Here is a 15,709-nt window from a genome sequence, read left to right as displayed (position 1 = left end):
CACTCAAGGTTAAAAGTGATTTAGGATTTTGGTTTAAGCTTCTGATTTACTGAGCCAAATGCATGGCTTTGCCTAAAGGCGGCCAGCGGATTATCAATTCCGCCCGCAAACCGCAGATTTTTTTCCCTGTCGGCAAGGTCAATCATCTGCTGGTTGTTGTTGAGCTGAATGCGATTCAGGCAAGTGCGAACGAAGCTGTCTTTAAAGAGATCGTATCGTGCAAATTTGTCTGCCAAGTGCGGATGCTGCGCTTGATAGTCGCGCACATTGTCTGCCACAAGCGCCCAAAACAGCGCTTCGCTGACCTCGGTGTGCTTATCCAGAATTGGCGCTAAATAACGGAAAATACAGTCAAAAATATCGAGAAAGATATAGTTAAGCTTCATCTCTTCTTCAAGCTCGACCGCAAGGCGCTGCACTTCTTGCGGCAGTGGCTCGTTGCCATTGAGGACTGCGACTTCTTCGCCGATATCCTTCATCAATATTTTGACCGGGATGCCAGCATCGAGCACCAAAATCAGGTTCTCGCCATGGGGCATAAACACCAGATCGTAGGCAAAGAAGGCGTGCAGTAATGGCGATAAGTAGAGGTTGAGATAGCGCTTGACCCACTCCTTGGCGCTTAAGCCCGAGTGCGTGATTAAGGCGGCAAGCTGGGCTTGCTCCTGATGATCGACGTGTAATAACGCCGCCATGGTCATCAAGGTTTGCTGCGGCTCAATATGCGGCAGCGGACTCTCGCGCCACAGCGCCGACAGCATTTTCTTATAGGCGCTATCTTGGGTAAGTGCCTCTTCGTAATACCTGTGGTGATAACCAATCGCGGCAATTTCTTTTAGGATCACAAAACCTTGTTCGGCAAAATAGCTGTCGCTTTCGATAAGGTCGGCCACCCAAGCGTTGATCTGCGGGGTGCAGCTCATATACAGCGGCGAAAGCCCACGCATAAAGCCCATGTTTAAGATAGAAAGCGCGGTTTTGACGTAGCATTTTTGCGGCGCGCTTAAGTTAAAGAAGGTGCGGATCGATTGTTGAACTTGATAGCAATCTTGGCTTTCGCCGAGATAAATGATGTCGCCACGGGCGATTTCGCCGGCAAAGGTGCGGGCAATTTTTTCGCGCCACTGCCAAGGATGAACGGGCATAAAATAAAAGCTATCGGCCGTTTGCCCCTGTGCGCTTAAGTGTTGTTGAAACTCGGTGAACTGTTCGCCAAGCTCCTGTTTTAACAAGTTATCATGGTCTAATCCTTCGAGGGCGGAGAAGGTGGTTTTGTCCTTACGCACCGCAATCCACACTAGCCGAAGCGCGCAGGCACTCTCGGGGGCAAATTGGTAATAGTCCTGCATATCAAAACCAATACGGCCATTATTGGCGATAAACACTGGATGCCCCTCGGTCATGCCCGCCTCAATAGTTTGATAATCGGCCTTAGCGAGCGTTGCGGCGGGGATAGCTTGATGGGCCAACTTGTAGGCCTTGCTGTAGAGGGTGCTAGTGATTTCCTCAAGGTAAGTGGGCAGCAGGGTTTCACTCATACCTAAGGCATCTTTCAGTTGGATAATCAAACTCATGGCATCGAGTAGCTTGTCTTGGCCCGCGCTGCTGACTCGAATCGACCCGCTTTCTATCTCAAGGTGGTCGAGCTGATAATGGCGCGCACTGAAGTAATAGGTGCAGTCTTTGAGCCTCAGTTCATAGTGATTGACACCTGCCGCTTGGCGGTATATCTGTGGGGTGATGATCTTCTCATGGGTAAATTCGCAGAGGATTTTCTTCACTAAATGGCGATTGGCCGCCTGCCAATATTCCGGCATTAAGTGGGCGGGGACGTGCGGGTGGGCAGCGGCCTCCAGCGTGGGGAATTCGGCTTGAGTGAATGGCTTGAGTAATGCGCGGTTAGTGGCTAAGTTCATCGGTTTACCTGCAAAATGATAGGGTTAACAGCGGTTGCGTGGGTCGCATGAGTTGCTTTAGTCGCTAGGGGTGCAGTGTGCTGCATGAGTTGCTTTAGTCGCTAGGGGTGCAGTGTGCTGCATAAAAAGTGTGCTGGTCTTTTGCGCTAATTGGCGACTCTCGGCGCTACAAAAACCGAGGAATGCGGCTTTGCTGCGCAGTTGAATGGCTTTTTGGTAGCGGATCCCAATTTGGCTATTTAAGCGGTGGATTTTGTGGTTTTGCTGATCCGGCTCGACCACCATTCGTTCAAAGGCGAGTGTGTCGAGAATAAGCTCGGCAATAGCCTGCATCACTTGGCCAGACAAACCATGAACAGGCTTGCCCTCAAGCGGCGCGAGGATGAGGTGCATACCGCAATCGAGGCGCTCCACAGCATAATGCTCACCCACTTCATCGTGGGCGGGATCGTATAACTCCACCATAAACAGCGGTTTGGCTTGCCATTCGCCGATTAGCGCGAGCTTGTGCTCGCTCGGCGCCATCGCCTGAGCAAGTGCATCGAGACTCATCCCCTGCATCCCCCAAAAGCGGGCATAGTCTTGATTAAACCAGCTCTGCAACATAAAAAGGTGTTGCGGGATATTGAGTGGTTTAAACACAAACTCATCAATCACAATGGGTTTTGAGAGTGAGACCGCACAGTGGCGACTCCATTGGCTGGCCATTACTGCGCCTCCTTGTTTGGTGCCATCAATACCGACACACTGCCGCCCGAAGGACTTATCCGCATTGCGGCCTGTGGCTCACAATTACTATTTTGTGTAGGTTGCGCCGCCGAAGATACAGGCTTGCTTGGTATGGCTTTTGTTGCCGAATAGGTGCTCGTGGGCTGGTTTTGCCGTGCGCGGATCTTGGTTGGATCGAAGGTTTGGAAGGCGATACTGTCTTCAATCGAATAGGGCGCGTAACCTAAAACTGCTTGCAGAATCGTCGCATTGCGATAGCAGCCCATGCCCAGATCCGGTGAGCTGATACCATGGGTATGCAGACCCGCATTTTGGATAAAAATATCGCCCCTGACATCGATGCCATAATCCCGTTGAATGGCGAGTTGGCCGCGATCATCAAATTCAATTTGTGATTTAATACCTTGAATAAATTCGGGTAAACGATATTGATAGCCAGTGCCTAAGACGACGGCGCCCGTCTGTTGCTCGAGGGCATATTCCTGTTCGAGGTGGTTGAACTTGAGCGTTAGCTTGTTGCCCGAGGTCTCTATCTTATCAAGTGCCACGTTGGTCAGCAGTTGGCATTGGATATCGCTGACTAAACGCTTTTGGTAAAGCAGGTCATAAATATCGTTGATTAACTCGGCATTGATCCCCTTGTAGAGAGATTTTTGATTCGCAATCAGGCGACTGCGTTTTTCTGGCGTCAATTCGTGGAAGTAATCCACATAATCTGGCGAAGTCATTTCTAGGGTGAGTTTGGTGTATTCCAGCGGATAAAAGCGTGGCGAGCGGGTCATCCAATTTAATTGATAACCATAAGTATCAATATCTTGTAGGAGATCGTAAAAGATTTCCGCGGCGCTTTGACCACTGCCGATCACGGTAATGGCGCTTTGGCTCTGCAGGTAGGTTTTTTGCTGCATATAACTGGCGCTATGCATCACACGGGGATCGTGTAGCGGGCAATTGTCTGGCACATAGGGCGTGGTGCCCGTGCCGAGCACCAGTTTGCGGCACAAATAGGTTTTGGGCTGGCCGCTGCGTCTATCTACACCCGTAACATGGTAGATACCTTCACCGGCGTTGTAATCTAGTTGGGTGACCTTAAAACCGAATCTCAGATTGGAGAGTTTTTTGCTAACCCATTGACAATACTGGTTATACTCATTCCGTGGCAGGAAAAAGTTTTCGCGGATATAAAAGGGATACAGTCTGCCAGTTTGCTTGGCAAAATTGAGGTAACTATAGCGACTGGTGGGATCGGCCATGGTCACTAAGTCGGACATAAACGGTGTTTGCAGCCGAGAGGCGCTGAGCAGCATGCCTGGATGCCAATCAAACTCGGTTTTGGCATCTAAAAACAAACAGCTAAAGCCATCGATAGGTTCACTCAAGGCGGCCAATCCGAGATTGAACGGACCTATGCCGATACCGAGTAGATCGAAAATCCTGCGATCGTTTTCCTTTTTTGGGGTAGTCACTTACGCCTCCTTAAGTTTCAGCTGCCAACCGAAACCGTGGTTGTCATCATCGGCTGATGGGCAAGTTGGAGTGTTCTCTCTATCTCAGCCGAGTGAGTCATTCCCTTATCTTGCGGATCAGGTTCGGTTCCATGTGTTGCGCATAAGCTGAGGATGAGTGCATCAGCGCAACGGCGAATAAATTAGCATTCGAAAAATTACAAATGCAAACCATTCTCATTTGAGGGTTGTCGGAGGTGTCGTACTTTTGACTGGGAAATAAAGGGCTGAAATACGGTTTGTCAGCAAGGGAGCTGCTATAGCATAAAATGACTAAAACACTTCTTTAAGAATGTCTTTTAAGAAATATTAAAAACAAAAACAGTGGATTACAGTTAAGTTAACGTCGGATTTATTTCGGGCTGCCAGCATTGTGGAACGCAGTCTTAAGCAACGAAAGTGTGAGTCAATCTTGAGTGTAAATCGACTGTAAATCCGAGTCATTGACTGGGTTATTAGGCGGAATTTAGGGCAACGCGGAGGAGGGCGTCATAAAAGCCATTTGGGAAAATGGCTTTAGCGGCATTAAACACGGAGGTGAGTTTAAGGTAATTGCACAAACGCGGCGGTTAACTTTCGCACTAAGGGTAATACCATCAGTAGGGTTGGGAAGGCCACTGTCCATGAAATCCCCCACGCACTCAGCCAAAGCTCAACAAATTGCGCCGATGCACCGACACCGTTGAAGGTACTGATCCCTGATACTATGCAGCTCATTAAAATTGAAAGAAAAAATGGCATCACAACCGTAGCGTATTTAGCGGGTAGCTTAGGCGTACCAAAAATCGTGCGGGGCTTGGGAGTCGGGACTGAGTTTACGCTAGACATTAAAACCTCAATAGGTGTCGCTTTTGCAAAAGCTGCTTAGGTCAGCAGATTAGGCGAAAGCATTTTTTGGCGAAAGACGTTAGGGATTGCGCCGAAGGCATTGAGCTTATCAACCTTAAGCACAATCGGTTCGCCATTTTAGGGGCAAAATCCCCTAAAAGCCATTTGCCCTTAGCCTCGATTGAGTGTCTGGTTATTGCTCTGGAAAGTCTGCGCTGAAAACGCGAGCACTGCGTGAATATTGAGTCCAGCCTTAATCTTGCCAGTTAGTCACCCATAATTCCCCGGTGACATTAACCCAATGACCACGGGAAATTGGAGAGGTGCCCAGTTCGTTGTCAAAGGGCAGGGGAAGGCTCGATTGCAGTAAATACACAGTATCATCGGGCGTTTGGGTGATCTCAACGATTTGCCCAGATGCCTCAAAGTGACAATTATGTTTAGGGAATTGCAGACTCTGGCGGTGTTCAATGATGTCGGTCTGTAGGTTTGCCTTGGCTAAGCGGCCGAAGAGTTCAACCTTAACCCACTGATTCACCGGAAAACGTTGCTTAGCCTGTTGATCGCTACCCTGATAATAAAACCATACTGGGGCGCCATTATCACATTGGGCGGCGACTTCACCTTGAAAACCACAGCCCCAAGGCGTGACGTCGAGAATATAAATTTGATACTGCATAAAAAGTCCATTTACCATAACAAAACTGCCGATGTTACCGGCGTTATATTAACATCTCTTTCGCTAAGACATGAGACTCAGCGCCCAATATAAGCCTTGGGTTTGACAGTTTTAAGATGCAGTTGGTTCTCTGCTCGACATAGTTTTTGCCGTGGTACTTAATACCATAAAAAAGGCCAAATCCGCAGATTTGGCCCTGAATGATTGTATCACTCCGATGAGGCGATTAGGTTGCCGCTTTCATTGCGCGGGTAAATTCGCCCAAGGTGGACAGCAGTTTAGCTTCATCCTGTTGATGAGCTTCGATAATTTTAACCACGGCCGAGCCAGAAATTGCACCCGCGGCGCCCGCTTGAATGGCGGCGCTCACTTGAGCCGGCTCGGCAATCCCAAAACCTAATAGCGGTGGCGGCGCATTAAATGTTTGCAGCTTAGCTAAAATTTCTTCAATGGGTGTGCCTGCCTTAGTGTCTGTGCCTGTTACACCGGCGCGGGACAACAGATAGGTATAGCCTTCGCCACTTTTGCTCACTTTTTCAAGGGTTTCGCTATTGGCATTGGGCGGCGCGATAAAAATCGGCGCGATACCGTGGGCCTTAGCGGCTTGAATAAATGGCGCAGCTTCTTCCACTGGCACATCGGCGATAAGCACTGAGTCCACGCCCGCTTGCTGCGCTTTGGCATAAAAAGCATCGATGCCATTGGCGAATACGAGGTTCGCGTACAGCAATAACCCAATTGGCAGCTCTGGGTATTTAGCGCGAATTTGCGCTAATAAGTTGAAGCACTGTGTGGGCGTCGTACCTGCGGCGAGGGCTCTGAGGTTAGCGCCTTGGATAACAGGGCCGTCTGCCAGCGGATCGGAGAAGGGAAAACCTAATTCCAGTGCATCCGCACCATTTTGCACTAAGGTGTCGATAATTTTCAGTGACAGCTCAGGACTAGGATCGCCCAAAGTAACAAAGGGCACAAAGGCGCCGCGGCCTTCGGTTTTTAAACGGCTAAAAGCGGCGTGATAACGGCCAACTTGATGAGGGATAGTTTGATTTGAAATGCTGCTCATCTTAGTTATTCCTCTTTACCATTTAAAATGTCTGACACAGTGAAAATATCCTTATCGCCTCGGCCCGAGAGGTTAACGACCAAAATGGTCTCTTTGGTGCACTCTTTCGCTAGGCGCAGGGCGTAAGCGAGGGCGTGGGCCGATTCGAGCGCGGGGATAATCCCTTCGCTGCGAGCCAATAGTTGGAAAGCTTCTAGGGCTTCATCATCGGTGGCCGATTCGTAGCGCGCACGGCCAATCGCGTTCAAATGGGCGTGTTGTGGGCCGACGGATGGGAAGTCAAGACCCGCCGAAATCGAATAGGACTCTTCGATTTGGCCTTCACTGTCCTGCATCAAGGGCGCCTTCATACCAAAGAAAATCCCGGTTTTGCCATGTTTGAGTGGCGCGCCGTGCATATGGGTATCGATGCCTTTACCGGCGGGTTCGACCCCAATCAGCTCGACACTGGTTTCATCAATAAAGTCTGCAAACATACCAATGGCATTAGAGCCTCCGCCGACACAGGCGATCACCGCATCGGGCAGACGACCTTCGCGCTCCAGCATTTGTTTCTTGGTTTCTTCGCCGATCATACGTTGGAACTCACGCACTATGGTCGGGAAGGGATGCGGCCCTGCGGCTGTACCTAAGAGATAGTGGGCTTTTTCGTAGCTGCCAGACCAGTCGCGCATAGCCTCGTTACAGGCATCTTTTAAGGTGGCCGAACCTGAGGTGACAGGAATGACTTCTGCGCCCATCAAACGCATTCTAAATACGTTAGGTGATTGGCGGGCAACGTCTTTCGCGCCCATATACACTTTGCATTTTAATCCCAGCAGCGCACAGGCAAGGGCGGTGGCAACACCGTGCTGGCCAGCGCCGGTTTCGGCAATAATTTCTTTTTTACCCATGCGTTTAGCCAGTAATGCTTGGCCTAATACTTGGTTGGTTTTATGGGCGCCGCCGTGGAGTAAATCTTCCCGCTTGAGGTAGATTTTCACCATAGGGTTAGGACTTAAATTGCGGGTTAAGGTCAGTGCCGTTGGGCGGCCCGCGTAGTTTTTCAGCAGGTCGGTAAACTCGGCTTGAAAGGATTCATCGGCCTGTGCTTCGACAAAAGCGTTTTCGAGTTGCTTGAGGGCGGGGACTAAAATCTGCGGCACATACATACCGCCGTATTCGCCGAAATAAGGGTTAAGCTTTAACTGTGACATACCTTGTTCCTTATCCTATTCATTTGTTTCGATGACGGTTTAGGTTAACGCCATCGAGTTTCAATTCTTGCTAGCCTGTACTTTGCACAGGTTTTTATAAAAGTGGGTCTAGAGTCGTAATTGACTAAATGCCGCTTGGATTTTTTCTGCCGACTTAATACCAGGAGCCGTTTCGAGGCCAGAGTTAAAATCTAAACCGTAAAATCCTTGGGCATTGGCACGGGCAGCATTGTCAGCATTGAGGCCGCCCGCGAGCATGGCCTCGGCTTTATGGGCAATGGGGAGTTGCCAATCAAAGGCTTGCCCTGTGCCACCAAAACCTGCGTCATTCTTGCTATCAAAAAGATAACGCTGCACCCCTCTTGGCATAGCAGCAAGTTCGCTGCTTTGAGCATCGACACTGACCGCCTTCCAAATTTGGGTGTTCAGTCCGGCCTGTTGCAGCAATTGGCTTAGCTCGGCAATTTCCAACTCAGTTTCGCTGCCGTGCAGTTGCAGCGCGGCTAAACCACATTCTTGGGCAATACTCGCCATGAACTCAGGCGTGCTATTAACAAACACCCCGACAAACTCAATGGCGGGCAAATTAGCGGCGCGGTATTGTTGTATTAACTGTTTGGCGGCATCTTTGGTGAGCGCACGTGGCGATTTTTCAGCAAAAATCAGCCCAGCATACACGGCGCCAGCAGTGGCCGCCGCTTGAATATCTTCAAGGCGCGTGAGGCCGCAGACTTTATTGTGACCGAAGATCAATTTACGGCAGGCTAAATCAATGTCTTCTTCGGCCATAATCGAGCTACCAACCAAGAAACCATCGACTAACGGGCTTAAGCGGCGCACTTGCTCGTTAGTGTAAATGCCCGATTCGCTGATCACCACGCGATCGCTGCCGATGTGCGGCGCAAGGGCTTCTGTGGTGGCTAAATCGGTACTTAAATCTCGTAAGTTGCGGTTATTAATGCCAATAATAGGTGCATTTAAGACGATGGCGCGTTTCAGTTCTTCCTCGTTGCTGACTTCGGTCAGCACATCGAGTTGGTACTTGGCCGCCTCGCTGGCAAGTTGCTGATATCGCTCATCATCGAGCACAGAAAGCATCAACAGAATCGCATCGGCGCCCTGATGAGCCGCTAATTTGATTTGATACTCATCTACAAAAAAGTCTTTACACAGAATCGGTTGGCTCACTTTGGCTCGCACTTTTGGGATATAGTCCATGTCCCCTTGGAAAAATTGCTCATCGGTTAATACCGAAATCCCCGCGGCATATTGGGTATAAATAGAAGCGATGGCTTCGACATCAAAGTCTTTACGGATTAAGCCTTTGGATGGACTGGCTTTTTTGCACTCTAGAATATAACCCGCCTTCGGGGCTTTTAAGGCGGCAAATAAACTACGATCCGAAATCTTGGGGGTTAAGCTGTCTTCAGGAAAACGCAACTTAAGGGCGGCGATATGGGCGGCCTTAGTATCGACGATACGGGTTAAAACGTTGGCTTTTGCGGTGCTGGTTTGCATGCTACCCCTTACATCCTGCGATGCTTGATTATCTTCCGAGCGATGCGCGTCGGGTTGTTGAACCTGTACCATGGTCATTATTCCTGTGCTTCGCTGCTGACTTTAGCGAGTTGATTCAGTAATTCAAAGGCTTTGCCGCTTTTTATGGTATTGAGCGCAAGGGCGGTGCCGGCTTTGACTGAGTCCGATAGGCCACACAGATATAAGGCACAACCTGCATTGATGGCAACCGCATGGGTGTGGGCATCGCTGCCTTGTCCTTGCAAAATAGATTGCGTGATTTTGGCGTTTTGTGCAGGCTCGCCCCCTTCAAGCTCACTCATTTGGGCCTGAGGCACACCAAAATCCGCCGGCGTTAATTGATATTCAATAATCTCACCGTCTTTGAGTTCGGCGACTTGGGTGCTGCCATGGAGCGCCACTTCATCTAAACCACTGCCGTGCACCACCATGGCTCTTTGGGTGCCGAGGGCTTGCAGTACGCGGGCGATGGGCGTCACCAGCTCTGGGCTATAGACCCCAAGCAACATAAATTCTGGGCGCGCTGGGTTAATTAATGGCCCTAACACATTGAATAAGGTGCGAGTTTTCAGCGCTTGGCGCACAGGCACCGCATGTTTGACACCGCCATGGTAGTGGGGCGCAAACAGGAAACACAGATTGAGTGATTCGAGGCAGCGGCTCGCCAGCTCAGGTGACATGGTTAAATCGATGCCAAATTGAGCGAGTAAATCTGAAGATCCCGATTTGCTCGAGACGGAGCGATTACCGTGTTTTGCAACCTTGGCGCCAGCGGCTGCGGCGACAAAGGCAGCAGTGGTGGAAATATTGATGGTATTAAAACCATCGCCACCCGTGCCGACGATATCGATAATCCCTTGGCTACGGCTTGAGGCTGGGTAGGGGAATGGCTTAGCGGCGGCGCGCATCGCATCGGCGGCGCCACTGATTTCTGCAATGGTTTCACCGCGAATTTTAAGGGCCATTAACATGCCCGCCATCACGGCTTCATTCATTTCACCTTGGATAAGGGTGCTAAAGAGGCTGGCGGTTTGCTCGCGCGTTAATGCCTTACCCTGAAACAAGATATCGAGCAGGGGCTGAATCGATGTTGCGCTCATTATTGGGCTCCTGCGGTATTGTGGGCGATGTCTTGAGTCAAAAAGCATAGGGTTTGGGTTAACAAGGTGCTGCCCAAGGTGGTTAAGATGGATTCTGGGTGAAACTGAAAACCGACCGCCCTGTGCTCGGCGTGTAAAATCGCCATTGGCATTTCTTCTGTGGTGGCAATCACTTCAAGACAATCAGGTACTTTTGTGGCGACTAAGCTGTGATAACGTGCGACAGGTAAGGGCGAAGGCAAGTTAGCAAACACACCTGTACCATTATGGAAGGTGGGACTGGCTTTACCGTGCACCACAAAAGGCGCGCGCTCCACTTTACCACCGTAATATTCCACCATGGCTTGATGGCCCAGACAAATCCCCAGCATAGGCACTTTGCCCGCGACTTTGTCGATGAGCGCCATCATGGAGCCCGCTTCATGGGGCGCACCTGGGCCTGGTGATAGGACTAAGGCGCTAGGCTCGGTTTCCGCTAACAGCTTGTCGGCAATATAGTCGGCGGCAACATCGTTACGGTAGATCACCACTTCACAGCCAAGGCTTCTAAATTGGTCGACTAAGTTGTAGGTAAAGGAGTCGAAGTTATCGAGTAAATAGAGTTTCATCTTGGGCTCCTTATCTTTGTTGTTCAGTCGTAGTGGTCGTTGTCGCTTGATGGCTGTCATCCAAGCCAGCGCCCATCTTGATGGCCGAAATCACTGCCTGCGCCTTTTGGCGGGTTTCATCGGCTTCACTCTGGGGATCGGAGTCAAACACCACGCCAGCACCCGCTTGGATATGGGCCACGCCGTTTTTCACAAAGGCGGAGCGGATAACGATACAGGTGTCCATATCCCCAAGGGCGTTGAGGTAACCCACGGCGCCGCCGTAGCTGCCGCGGCGGGTCTTTTCTGCTTGACGCACCAATTGCGAGGCGCGCACTTTCGGGGCGCCAACTAGCGTGCCCATATTCATACAGGCTTGGTAGGCGTGGAGCGCATCTAAGTCTTGGCGTAGTTGACCTGTGACGCGGCTGACTAAGTGCATCACGTGGGAATAACGGTCGACTTTAAGTAACTCGGCCACTTTGCGGCTGCCACTTTGGCTGATACGGGCGATATCGTTACGGGCTAAATCGACCAACATTAAATGTTCGGAGAGCTCTTTTTTATCCAAACGCAATTCGAGTTCGATACGGCTATCGAGGTCGAAATCGATCTCGCCACTGGCGGTTTTGCCGCGCTTACGGGTGCCTGCAATCGGGTAGACTTCGACCTGATTATTGCTGGCTTCATATTTCAGCGCGCTCTCGGGCGAGGCGCCAAACAGGGTGAAGTCATGGCCCCTGAAATAAAACATATAGGGGCTGGGGTTGGTTAAACGCAGTGCGCGGTAAGCTCCCAAGGTATTGGGGCAGGGCAGGCTAAAGTTACGTGAAGGCACGACTTGGAAGATGTCGCCAGCAATAATGTGTTCTTTTAAATCGATAACGGTTTGCTTGAAGTCCTCATCACTGACATTCACTTGCTCTTTGGCCGTTATGCCAATGAGGGCGGGCGCAGGCATTGCACTCTTAACTAAGGCTTCACATTGGGCGCGGATATTCTCTGCTCGCTCGGCTAAGGCTTGGGTCACTTCAACCTGTTTTGCTGAACCTTCACTGAAGTTGTGGGTGATGATCTCGGCTTGCTTTTGTTTGTGATCGATAAGAATTAAGGTTTCGGCGAGATAAAATAAATAATCAGGACAATCATTTGCACCATTTGGTGCTTCAGGCAGTGGCTCGACGGTATCAATCAAATCGTAGGAGAGCACGCCACCTAAAAATAAGTCTTCGAATGCTGGCTTGGATTGGCTATCAGTATGAGCGCCGCAGTCGATATGCTTTACAAACAAGCGTAAACCATCGAGGGGCGAGGTGGATTTTAAGCGCGCATCCTCATCCTTAAGCTCAGTATCTTTTTGTAGCGTGACCACTAGGTTGTTGCCATCGAGTTGACATTGAGTTTGGCTTGCGCGAGCAGTAAAAAATTGCTCGATGGGGACGAGTAAACTGATGCCATTGTCGCTCAGTGCGCTAAAGCGTAAACGATAACCGTCGCAGCGGATCATCAGCGCCGCATGGGTCATCACCATGCTCTTAAGATTTTCCTTGCTGTCGATTTCCGCCGATTCTAACAACATGGTATGGGGCGCATCTTGAGTGATGTGCTGGTACAGACGCAGTGGGTCGCTATGGTATGCCAGCGTCGCCTTGAGCGTATGTGAACGTGCGAATGTCTGTTGAGACGAGGCAACATTTTCGCCATCAACTTGGGTAACCTGATTAAATGTCTTTAGGGTCATGCTTATCTCGCTTTTTATCCGTTTACCGCGTTGCAGACATTTTTCGCACCAACAAAAAAGCCCGCATTTCTGCGGGCTTTTTTGTTGGTTCTGTTACTTTCAAATGAGCACAGAGCTTCACACCACCCGCTAAGTTGGGAAGTGCCACCACCAAATGATGTTGAAAGAAGCGTTAATCTGAGTCATTCAAAAGGGTCTCAATAATTCGTTAGTTGAGCTATAGAAAACATGAGCCTGAGGCGAAAGTCAATTGAATATTTTTCAAAATGATGGATTAACGTCGCTAAATCACTGTACCGAATGCCATTCCTGCTCGATAAAGTGTGAGATAAATGCACATTTCATCTTAAATTCACGTACAATAACGGCATGAATACTCAAAGCATATTGGCTGACTTGCACAGCCACACGACCGCATCCGACGGTCATCTCACGCCGTCCGAGCTGGTCGCCAGAGCCCTTGAAAAGGGCGTGCAGTTATTTGCAATTACCGATCACGATACGGTTGCAGGCTTAAGTGAAGCCCGTGCCTTTAATCAAGCGCAGGCCGAACCCTTAAAACTGATTTCTGGGGTTGAGATTTCAACCCGCTGGAATAGTTACGATATTCACATTGTGGCGCTCAACTTTGATGAGACCCATGCCGAGTTATTACGTTTTTTAGCGCATCAGCGAGAGTTGCGTGAGCAGCGCGCCGAAGAAATCGGCCATCGCTTAGCTAAAGCGGGGATTGAAGGCGCCTATGAGGGAGCTAAAAAACTCGCCGCAGGCGCTGCCTTAAGCCGTGGTCACTATGCTCGCTGGCTTGCCGATAATGGCCATGCGGTGGATATGCCAAGTGTGTTCAAACGCTATTTAGCTCGCGGTAAAACTGGCTATGTACCCAACAATTGGGGCGATATGGCCAGCGCAATTGAGGTGATCCACAAGGCGGGCGGCCTCGCGGTATTGGCCCATCCGAGCGGTTATAAGCTGTCGGCCAAATGGTTAAAGCGTTTAGTGCGAGAATTTAAAGAAGCCGGCGGGGATGCCATGGAAGTGGTGCTCGGCCAACAAACGGTGGATGACAGGGCCAATTTAGTGGCGCTGAGTGTCCAAAATCAGTTGCTTGCATCGATAGGGAGTGATTTTCACTTTCCAAGCAATTGGATTGAACTAGGTAAAAATCTCTACCAGCCCCAAGGTATTGATTGGGTCTGGCAGTCGGGATCTTGGGTGGAACGACCATGAGTCAGTTTTTTTATGTACACGAAGTAAATCCACAGGTACGCCTGATCAGTCAAGCCGTGGCTGTGCTTAAGTCCGGCGGTGTGATTGTATATCCAACCGATTCGGGCTATGCCCTCGGTTGTATGATTGGCGAGAAAGACGCAATGACGCGCATTACCCGCATTCGTCAAATCGAGCATGATCATAATTTCTCGTTAATGTGCCGCGACTTATCCGAGTTAGCGACCTATGCCAAGGTGGATAATCAGGCTTACCGCATCTTAAAAAGCTGCACGCCTGGACCTTACACTTTCATCTTTAAGGCGAGCAAGGAAGTGCCCCGTCGTCTGCAAAATGACAAGAAGAAAACCATCGGTATCCGCGTGCCAGACAATGTGATTGCCTTAGCGTTGCTAGAGGCGTTAGATGCGCCGCTGATGTCGACCAGTTTGGTGATGCCAAATAGTGATTTTGCTGAATCGGATCCTGAGCACATTCGCGATCTGTTAGAACATCAAGTGGATGTGATTATTCACGGCGGTTATTTAGGTGAAAAGCCGACCACAGTCATCGATATGTCGGAAGATGGTTTCGAAGTGCTGCGTGAAGGCGCTGGCGACGTTACTCCCTTTCTCTAACCGCGATTTACCGTAAGAGATTAAGGCGATAAAACCATCATTTGACAGTATTATCGCCGCTCAATTGCGGGTATAATCGCGCGTTTGGCGTGGGGGCGCTTGCATAGCGAGCTTAAGCCGCGCTCAGCACGGGTTCGAGTCAGTCATCTACAGCCGTTTAAAAACGATTGTTTTACATGGGGATAGCGGATGCAGGGCACGCAACAAAGTTTACCCTTAGCCGTTGTTCGCGGTCAGGCGATGACCGAAATGCCACAGGATTTGTTTATTCCACCTGAGGCGTTAGAAGTGTTCTTGGAGTCCTTCGAAGGGCCGCTCGACTTACTTTTGTATTTGATCCGTAAACAAAAATTAGATGTTGTCGATTTACCCATTTCGCAGATCACCGCGCAATATTTAGAATATATCGCGATGCTCACTCAGGCGCGTATCGAACTGGCCTCGGATTATTTGGTCATGGCGGCAACACTGGCTGAGATTAAATCCCGTCTGCTGCTGCCGCGTATGGTGGCGGAAGATGAAGTGGAGGAAGATCCACGGGCCCAGTTGATCCGTCAATTGAAGGCCTATGAGGTGATCAAGGAAGCCTCGCAAAAAATTGATGATTTACCTCGGCTTGAACGCGATGTGTTTCAAGCAACCGCGGCACCTTCACCGAATATCAAACCTTTGGTGATCCCGCCTGATGTATCGTTATTTGAAATCGCCCGCGCCTTTGGCGAGGTGCTCAAACGTATCGATGCCAACGAAGATCATCATGTTAAGCGTGAACAGTTATCGACCCGTGAACGCATGAGCCAAATTTTAGCCATGCTTAATAGCGAGACGTTTACGCCCTTTGAGCGTTTATTTAGCGTCGAAGAAGGCCGCGCCGGTGTGGTGGTGACCTTTTTAGCGCTGATGGAATTGGTCAAAGAACTATTAGTGGAATTGTACCAAACAGAGCCGTTTTCAACTATTTACGTAAAGGCCTATTAAT

The 15,709-nt window shown here is 49.9% G+C and carries 14 protein-coding genes and 1 other annotated feature; of the genes, 3 read left to right on the top strand and 11 right to left on the bottom strand.

Features of this window, described 5'->3' with window-relative positions:
* Positions 1-20 precede the first annotated feature (20 nt).
* From CF168_RS13205 to CF168_RS13155, 11 genes are all read right to left on the bottom strand, one after another.
* Positions 21-1,916, bottom strand: a complete 1,896-nt coding sequence (locus CF168_RS13205; protein ID WP_089068098.1) for an IucA/IucC family protein — start codon at positions 1,914-1,916, stop codon at positions 21-23.
* Between the two features lie 57 nt (positions 1,917-1,973).
* A complete protein-coding gene (locus tag CF168_RS13200) occupies positions 1,974-2,624 on the bottom strand; it encodes a GNAT family N-acetyltransferase (RefSeq protein WP_089068097.1) in 651 nt (216 codons plus the stop codon).
* The gene (locus tag CF168_RS13195) at positions 2,624-4,111 is read right to left on the bottom strand and encodes a lysine N(6)-hydroxylase/L-ornithine N(5)-oxygenase family protein (protein ID WP_089068096.1); all 1,488 of its coding nucleotides are present in this window, start codon (positions 4,109-4,111) and stop codon (positions 2,624-2,626) included. The genes CF168_RS13200 and CF168_RS13195 overlap by 1 nt, the downstream gene beginning before the upstream one ends.
* A 582-nt stretch (positions 4,112-4,693) precedes the next feature.
* A complete protein-coding gene (locus CF168_RS13190; RefSeq protein ID WP_089068095.1) occupies positions 4,694-4,978 on the bottom strand; it encodes a DUF2798 domain-containing protein in 285 nt (94 codons plus the stop codon).
* Between the two features lie 253 nt (positions 4,979-5,231).
* Positions 5,232-5,657 carry a hypothetical protein gene (locus CF168_RS13185; RefSeq protein ID WP_041416795.1) on the bottom strand — a complete coding sequence of 142 codons (426 nt, stop codon included), beginning with the start codon at positions 5,655-5,657 and terminating at the stop codon, positions 5,232-5,234.
* Between the two features lie 226 nt (positions 5,658-5,883).
* On the bottom strand, positions 5,884-6,720 hold the full coding sequence (gene trpA, locus CF168_RS13180) for a tryptophan synthase subunit alpha (RefSeq protein ID WP_089068094.1): 837 nt from the start codon (positions 6,718-6,720) through the stop codon (positions 5,884-5,886).
* 5 nt (positions 6,721-6,725) lie between these two features.
* The gene (gene trpB, locus CF168_RS13175; RefSeq protein ID WP_011622240.1) at positions 6,726-7,916 is read right to left on the bottom strand and encodes a tryptophan synthase subunit beta; all 1,191 of its coding nucleotides are present in this window, start codon (positions 7,914-7,916) and stop codon (positions 6,726-6,728) included.
* A gap of 108 nt (positions 7,917-8,024) precedes the next feature.
* Entirely contained in the window at positions 8,025-9,434 is a 1,410-nt protein-coding gene (gene trpCF, locus CF168_RS13170) for a bifunctional indole-3-glycerol-phosphate synthase TrpC/phosphoribosylanthranilate isomerase TrpF (protein ID WP_240520097.1), read from the bottom strand.
* Positions 9,435-9,511: 77 nt separating this feature from the next.
* Positions 9,512-10,555, bottom strand: a complete 1,044-nt coding sequence (trpD, locus tag CF168_RS13165) for an anthranilate phosphoribosyltransferase (RefSeq protein ID WP_089068092.1) — start codon at positions 10,553-10,555, stop codon at positions 9,512-9,514.
* Positions 10,555-11,163: an aminodeoxychorismate/anthranilate synthase component II gene (locus CF168_RS13160; RefSeq protein WP_089068091.1), complete on the bottom strand. Its 609-nt coding sequence runs from the start codon at positions 11,161-11,163 to the stop codon at positions 10,555-10,557. The genes trpD and CF168_RS13160 overlap by 1 nt, the downstream gene beginning before the upstream one ends.
* A 10-nt stretch (positions 11,164-11,173) precedes the next feature.
* A complete protein-coding gene (locus CF168_RS13155; RefSeq protein ID WP_089068090.1) occupies positions 11,174-12,883 on the bottom strand; it encodes an anthranilate synthase component 1 in 1,710 nt (569 codons plus the stop codon).
* A 51-nt stretch (positions 12,884-12,934) separates the two neighbouring features.
* Positions 12,935-13,042, bottom strand: a sequence feature (Trp leader region).
* A 210-nt stretch (positions 13,043-13,252) separates the two neighbouring features.
* On the opposite strand from CF168_RS13155, the gene rnm reads away from it, so the two are divergent.
* The 3 genes from rnm to CF168_RS13140 all read left to right on the top strand — a co-directional run bounded on the left by rnm (position 13,253) and on the right by CF168_RS13140 (position 15,708).
* Entirely contained in the window at positions 13,253-14,113 is an 861-nt protein-coding gene (gene rnm / locus CF168_RS13150; protein ID WP_089068089.1) for an RNase RNM, read from the top strand.
* The gene (locus CF168_RS13145) at positions 14,110-14,730 is read left to right on the top strand and encodes an L-threonylcarbamoyladenylate synthase (protein ID WP_089068088.1); all 621 of its coding nucleotides are present in this window, start codon (positions 14,110-14,112) and stop codon (positions 14,728-14,730) included. The genes rnm and CF168_RS13145 overlap by 4 nt, the downstream gene beginning before the upstream one ends.
* A gap of 189 nt (positions 14,731-14,919) precedes the next feature.
* On the top strand, positions 14,920-15,708 hold the full coding sequence (locus tag CF168_RS13140) for a segregation and condensation protein A (RefSeq protein WP_011622247.1): 789 nt from the start codon (positions 14,920-14,922) through the stop codon (positions 15,706-15,708).
* Position 15,709: the final 1 nt, after the last annotated feature.

Origin of the sequence: Shewanella bicestrii (genome assembly GCF_002216875.1) — a bacterium.
GTDB lineage: Bacteria > Pseudomonadota > Gammaproteobacteria > Enterobacterales > Shewanellaceae > Shewanella > Shewanella seohaensis.
This window is presented reverse-complemented; position numbering and strand designations above follow the sequence as displayed.

Coding starts and splice junctions, on each gene's coding strand:
- CF168_RS13205 (WP_089068098.1), bottom strand. CDS start 1,916: ATGAACTTAGCCACTAACCGCGCATTACTCAAGCCATTCACTCAAGCC.
- CF168_RS13160 (WP_089068091.1), bottom strand. CDS start 11,163: ATGAAACTCTATTTACTCGATAACTTCGACTCCTTTACCTACAACTTA.
- trpB (WP_011622240.1), bottom strand. CDS start 7,916: ATGTCACAGTTAAAGCTTAACCCTTATTTCGGCGAATACGGCGGTATG.
- CF168_RS13200 (WP_089068097.1), bottom strand. CDS start 2,624: ATGGCCAGCCAATGGAGTCGCCACTGTGCGGTCTCACTCTCAAAACCC.
- rnm (WP_089068089.1), top strand. CDS start 13,253: ATGAATACTCAAAGCATATTGGCTGACTTGCACAGCCACACGACCGCA.
- CF168_RS13140 (WP_011622247.1), top strand. CDS start 14,920: ATGCAGGGCACGCAACAAAGTTTACCCTTAGCCGTTGTTCGCGGTCAG.
- trpCF (WP_240520097.1), bottom strand. CDS start 9,434: ATGCAAACCAGCACCGCAAAAGCCAACGTTTTAACCCGTATCGTCGAT.
- CF168_RS13155 (WP_089068090.1), bottom strand. CDS start 12,883: ATGACCCTAAAGACATTTAATCAGGTTACCCAAGTTGATGGCGAAAAT.
- CF168_RS13190 (WP_089068095.1), bottom strand. CDS start 4,978: ATGTCTAGCGTAAACTCAGTCCCGACTCCCAAGCCCCGCACGATTTTT.
- CF168_RS13185 (WP_041416795.1), bottom strand. CDS start 5,657: ATGCAGTATCAAATTTATATTCTCGACGTCACGCCTTGGGGCTGTGGT.
- trpA (WP_089068094.1), bottom strand. CDS start 6,720: ATGAGCAGCATTTCAAATCAAACTATCCCTCATCAAGTTGGCCGTTAT.
- CF168_RS13145 (WP_089068088.1), top strand. CDS start 14,110: ATGAGTCAGTTTTTTTATGTACACGAAGTAAATCCACAGGTACGCCTG.
- trpD (WP_089068092.1), bottom strand. CDS start 10,555: ATGAGCGCAACATCGATTCAGCCCCTGCTCGATATCTTGTTTCAGGGT.